A 4949-nucleotide genomic window follows, 5' to 3' on the forward strand; every position below is an offset into this window, starting at 1 on the left:
GGGGGGGGGGGGGGGGGGGGCGAGTCGGCTATTGGCAAGTCAATATCGAGCTATAGAATAATTGAATAGGGCGACCCGAAAATTCAGGTCGCTCTACTAGTATTATTGATTTAGTTGGTGTTGGACTATCTCTTGTTCGGCTGAGAGCTCTTGCTGGCGGTGAAGGAGTTCTGCTTGGCGTTTGACTGCAAGTTCATAGTTTATGACACGCTCCTTTAATTGCTTGATTTGTGCTTCTGAGCGGTGAGTTTCAAAGATGCTATCGAGTTGGGCGAAAGAAGTGTTACTGACTGAGTGCTCCATACGTAGGATGCGATATCGTAAGGCGTAGCTTTCAAGGGTTTGATTGGCATTGTGTAGATAGACCACCCAACCGATAGTACAGGCGATGAGTACGATAGATATTCCCCAGATTAGCCATTCTATCCAACGTTTGACATCAAAGAGGTAGTACTTCTTGACCTCTGGAGGAGATTGAGTTTCTTCGATTTTCTCGGATAGAGAGGCTATGCTTTTAGCTTGTCGCTCTTGGTTCTTTGCTATGCTATCTTTGATTTCTCGGATTCGTTTGCCTAGGACGATAGCGACATCTGTCAATTCACTCTTGAATTTGCCATCTACCTCAATCTTTTGCCCAATAAGGCGTGCTACATCCATAAGAGAAATAGCGTCATCTTCTGAGGAATTGGTTGCGGGGTTAGGTTGAGATACAAGGTTGGTGATACTTGCTTTGAGCTCTCTGTTCTGTTGCTTGATCTCCTCTAGTACTTCAAGGAGAATATTCATTTGTTCGTTCATAATCTTCTGCGTTTTAGTTTCTTATTAGCTTGATTTCTTAGTTTACGTTGGAATACGAGTTCAGCAACGTCAACTGCTGGGACATTGCTGTCAAAGAGTTCTTCAATGAAGTTCTCAGATGAACTCTCAGACTCTCTCTGTTCGGAAATCTCTGGTGCTTTTTGAGAACTGAGAACCTTTGCATTCTGCTGGAGGAGTATAGATAACTTTGAGTAGCTACAAGAGCGGTCAATGTGTGAGCCACTGAAGCTAACTCCATCCATGCTAAAGACTACGCCCTCAATGAGATCTGTTTTGCCCTTGGTCTTGAACTGCACGTCAATACTCTGCTTTTGCAAAGCAGAAACAAGTTGTTCCCAATTCTTGCACTTGGGCAATACCTCTGTAATAGCATCGTAGATGGTGTAGCGAACTTTGTCATTGCCACGCAGTCTATTTCTTTTAACTTCCGTCTTGCCTTCTCCGAGCTTCAGCTGATATTTGTCTGTAAGCTCTCTGCATATCTTGGTGGAGCGAAATTTCTCATTGCTATCCGAGATGGTGTTGCCGTAATTGTCTACCCGATTGATGCAGATGTGGAGATGTGGATGCTCCCTGTCCATGTGTCTAACAATTAGGTACTGAGTATCTGAGTAACCCATCTGCCTCATGTATTCCCGTGCAATATCAACCATCTTATCGTCATCTAGTCGCTCACTGTCTTCGGAAGAAAAACTGAGGATGGTGTGACAGACTGGCTTCTTGATATTGGGTCGCATAGAGGCTTGCAGGTTGAAGTCTACAGCAATCTCATTTGATGTAGCATCAACTCTTACACCTTCGCCATCAAGAATACGAGCCATACCTTCACGCTTACCCAGCATGTAGGTAATCATTCCAAAGAATGAAGTCCCTTTAATGATCTTTGCAATCATGACTTCAGCTCCTTGAGGTGTTTGTCTACGCATATCCTCAGTAGCTTAAGTTCTGTTGGGATTGCAGAAATACCATAGGTGTTAAGGCGATGAGCAATCTGATTGATGTTATTCGCAATACCTGTGAGCTGACGAATCTCATTCATCTGTTCAGGGGTAATGCGAGCCTTCACTTGGCTCTCATAAATAAGTGTGCGTAGATACTCACTCTTATTTAAGCCTGCCTCGTTCGCCTTGCTCTTAAGGGTAAAATACTCCTTGGTATTTAGTTTGAGCAATACGGAATAGCTTCGCTTTTCCGATAACTTTTTCTTAGGGCGACCGCCCTTGTTCGTTGTATTATCGTCCATAAATATTCTGTCAATAATGAGACCATCGGGATGATTTTTCACCTCCCTTTGGTAGGGTGAAAAGCAGGTTTTGGGTAACCCAAAACACAAACTTGCTTCTCAGAAAATCTGTATGATAGATATGGCTCTGCCAAGCTCTGCTTGATTGCTTTTGGAAGAGCCGTAATTGTGCTGTGGCTTTTCAAGTGACGAAGCAAAATAGATCACGTGAAGAGTGATTAACGATCACGTGACGAAAGATCACCTGAGTTTTATCTTTCGCTTAGACTTCATACTTATCTCTTTAGGAATTCGCTTTTGACATAGAAAGTCATTCAGATCCTTAAAGTCCGAAAACCTTTCTGAGATGTTTTCGACAGGGAGATTCAATCTCAAGAGTCTATTTCGGGCATCCTTTCCCGCGGTATCGTTATCGAGAAAGGAGTTTATCTTCTCGTACTTAGCAAGGAGAGGAATTGCTTTCTCGAGGTTGCTAACAGAGTTAAGGATTAAAGCTGAACTCTCTTGCTCTTTGGGATTCATCGTCAATAAACTTAGGTAATCCATAAACCCTTCAAAGAGATGGATTGACTTGGTGTCATTGTCAAATAGAGAAATCTCCTTTGGTGGAATACAACCTTTGAAGAATGAGTTAAGGGTTTCATATCCACCAGCATTATTCGGAAAGCCAATAGAGAAATAGTTCTTACCATTTACTCTATAATGAACCTCCTTGCAGTACAGCTGAGCGATGAGAAAAGAAATTCGCCTATTTTTCAACAACTGAATTAAAGCTGGGTGCTGTAGCTCTTGAACTCTAATGTCTGATAGCCCTTTATGAGAGGGTGTTTGCTGACGAAAAGAAAAAGAGTTGCTATTGTGGAGAGGGCATGCTTGTTCTATGGCGATGAGTGCCTCAGAAACAGTCACAATATGATTGATCTTCATTGCCAAATCAATAATATTCCCTCTTTCCCCACTTCCAAAGTCGTGCCAGCAGTTGATGCTTGTATTGACTTTGAATGAGGGCGTACTCTCTGGCCGCAAAGGAGAGTAGTACCAAAGACTATTGTTTAGTACTTTGACAGGCTTTATGCCGAGCGTGAATAGGTAATCCTGTAGCGGAATTAGCTTTGCTTGTTTTGCATTCATCTTCTGATCTCTTTTTCTTTTCGTTAGCAAAGGAAGTCTCTATCCAGTTCGGTATGGTACAGGAATATATATCCTGATACCGAACCGAACTGATTTACAATTGGTATGGTATGGGTCAAAACCTTATATGCCCATATCGGACTGAACCGATAATCAATAGTAGAAATTAGGCTCATACAAGTACTTCTTATTCTTGAGTGTGATCATTCTCTTATTCTTCAGGAAAGTGAGTAGCTTTTTTGTTTTCCCTATACCATACGTAGTACCGACAATCTCAGCGTTTCCTTTTCGTAAGGCATCCACTAGCTCACCATAACCTAACCCCCCTTCACTTTTAGAGAAAACCACTTCTAAAGCTTGTCGGTGTTGATCCTCTGTAAGCTCTGTATAGTCAAAGGCTGTTTTTGAAGTAATCGCTTCATCTTGAAAGTTTGTATCCAACTCGGGGACATTGATATGGTCTGGCTCATCAGTGATACGAAAAGCAAAATTCTCGAAAGGCTTTGAGCGGATAAATGTGGGTGATACGATGGATCTATCGGGGTCTGTCGGATCTTTGGTTACTTGAAGGACAGTTTCTGCCTTATTGTTGAGTTCAGTCCCAATATGACCTCTACTATTGTCATCACCTTTATTTAGATGAAGCACAGTCTGGATATGGATGCCTCGCTCACTAGTCCACTGCATAAGGTTTCCGATAAGAATCGTAGATTGAGTAGGATTGTTGATGTCGAGTATCAAGTCTCTAATTCCATCAATAACGACAAGTCCCACCCCTTCAATCTCATAGATCGCCTTTCGAATCACCTCGCATCGGATTGCAGGGTCAGATATTTCTCTAAGGTGACTGAAGATGAGATTCTCAGGTTGTTGGTTAAGTGGTAGTCCAGCTAACTTCAGTATTCGCTGTAATACCAGTTTGCAGTGAAATGGGCTCTGCTCAGTATCGAAGTAGAGAATTTTTCTTTTTCCTGAAGGAAGAGATGCTCTATACTCTAATACCTGTCCGTTGATAAGTGCGGCTGCAACGATGGCAGAAACATTAAAAGTCTTCTTTGCCTTGGCTTTGCCTGTAGAGGCACTAAAGTTTCCCAATGTGCCAATGATGGCATCATCCACTTGGAGGATAACGGGTGGTAAAGAGAACTCATCCGTTACACGGACTAAAGACTTCTTCCAAAGGGAGTCATAGTCTACATTTTGGCTCTGTGGGATCATACTCATCTCCTTCCTCCGGTTTTCTTGCCTGCCAGCTCCAATGCCAGCTCAGCATCCACGATAATCTTTCGACCAATTTGTGTAATGGCTTGGTCAATTTTCCCACTTTTCTTGATGCGATTGGCTGTTGGAATACTGCACCCAAATAGCTTTGCTATACCTGCAATACCATAGACATATTTCTTGTGGGTATTAGCTAAAGGAGAAACTGGTTCAGTTGCCACAGTTCTATTAAGTCCCTCTTTGAGGAACTCCATAAATTCGCCACTCGTCATTTGCCATAGTGGCTTATTTTCATCTGTCATAAACTCTCAGATAAGCTCGTTAAACATTGTGCTTCACTGGCCATGTAAAGCATTGATCTTTTGCAGTCTGCAGTGCAAATCTATGATACTATATTGAGAGTTTAAAGGGTCAGGGATATATCGGGAAGTGTCGAGAAGTTTAAGGAGGTAAGGAGAGAAGATTTCCTCAATAATTTGAGCGTTTGGAAGCGGAACTTGAATAATCGAGTAGGTCGGGAAACGAAAGTTTTCTG

The 4949-nt window shown here is 42.4% G+C and carries 6 protein-coding genes; all 6 read right to left on the reverse strand.

The window, feature by feature from the left end; genetic code table 11:
• Positions 1–102: 102 nt before the first annotated feature.
• The 6 genes from HMPREF3027_RS06755 to HMPREF3027_RS06780 all read right to left on the reverse strand — a co-directional run bounded on the left by HMPREF3027_RS06755 (position 103) and on the right by HMPREF3027_RS06780 (position 4716).
• On the reverse strand, positions 103–798 hold the full coding sequence (locus HMPREF3027_RS06755; protein ID WP_070707750.1) for a hypothetical protein: 696 nt from the start codon (positions 796–798) through the stop codon (positions 103–105).
• Positions 795–1712 (reverse strand): relaxase/mobilization nuclease domain-containing protein, encoded by a 918-nt coding sequence (locus HMPREF3027_RS06760; protein WP_070707751.1) that lies wholly within the window; start codon positions 1710–1712, stop codon positions 795–797. Before HMPREF3027_RS06760 ends, HMPREF3027_RS06755 begins: the two co-directional genes overlap by 4 nt.
• Positions 1709–2062 carry a MobC family plasmid mobilization relaxosome protein gene (locus tag HMPREF3027_RS06765; RefSeq protein WP_025883200.1) on the reverse strand — a complete coding sequence of 118 codons (354 nt, stop codon included), beginning with the start codon at positions 2060–2062 and terminating at the stop codon, positions 1709–1711. The genes HMPREF3027_RS06760 and HMPREF3027_RS06765 overlap by 4 nt, the downstream gene beginning before the upstream one ends.
• A gap of 240 nt (positions 2063–2302) precedes the next feature.
• Positions 2303–3193: a toprim domain-containing protein gene (locus HMPREF3027_RS06770; RefSeq protein ID WP_070707752.1), complete on the reverse strand. Its 891-nt coding sequence runs from the start codon at positions 3191–3193 to the stop codon at positions 2303–2305.
• 153 nt (positions 3194–3346) lie between these two features.
• Complete coding sequence (locus HMPREF3027_RS06775) at positions 3347–4417, reverse strand: AAA family ATPase (RefSeq protein WP_246830556.1); 1071 nt, start codon at positions 4415–4417, stop codon at positions 3347–3349.
• Positions 4414–4716 (reverse strand): DUF3853 family protein, encoded by a 303-nt coding sequence (locus HMPREF3027_RS06780; RefSeq protein ID WP_027451226.1) that lies wholly within the window; start codon positions 4714–4716, stop codon positions 4414–4416. The genes HMPREF3027_RS06775 and HMPREF3027_RS06780 overlap by 4 nt, the downstream gene beginning before the upstream one ends.
• Positions 4717–4949 lie beyond the last annotated feature (233 nt).

It is taken from the genome of Porphyromonas sp. HMSC077F02, from assembly GCF_001815465.1.
In the GTDB taxonomy this organism is placed as follows: Bacteria; Bacteroidota; Bacteroidia; order Bacteroidales; family Porphyromonadaceae; genus Porphyromonas_A; species Porphyromonas_A somerae.

What these genes read in the sequence shown, in the direction of transcription:
- HMPREF3027_RS06755 (WP_070707750.1), bottom strand. Translation starts at nt 798, where the DNA reads ATGAACGAACAAATGAATATTCTCCTTGAAGTACTAGAGGAGATCAAG.
- HMPREF3027_RS06760 (WP_070707751.1), bottom strand. Translation starts at nt 1,712, where the DNA reads ATGATTGCAAAGATCATTAAAGGGACTTCATTCTTTGGAATGATTACC.
- HMPREF3027_RS06765 (WP_025883200.1), bottom strand. Translation starts at nt 2,062, where the DNA reads ATGGACGATAATACAACGAACAAGGGCGGTCGCCCTAAGAAAAAGTTA.
- HMPREF3027_RS06770 (WP_070707752.1), bottom strand. Translation starts at nt 3,193, where the DNA reads ATGAATGCAAAACAAGCAAAGCTAATTCCGCTACAGGATTACCTATTC.
- HMPREF3027_RS06775 (WP_246830556.1), bottom strand. Translation starts at nt 4,417, where the DNA reads ATGAGTATGATCCCACAGAGCCAAAATGTAGACTATGACTCCCTTTGG.
- HMPREF3027_RS06780 (WP_027451226.1), bottom strand. Translation starts at nt 4,716, where the DNA reads ATGACAGATGAAAATAAGCCACTATGGCAAATGACGAGTGGCGAATTT.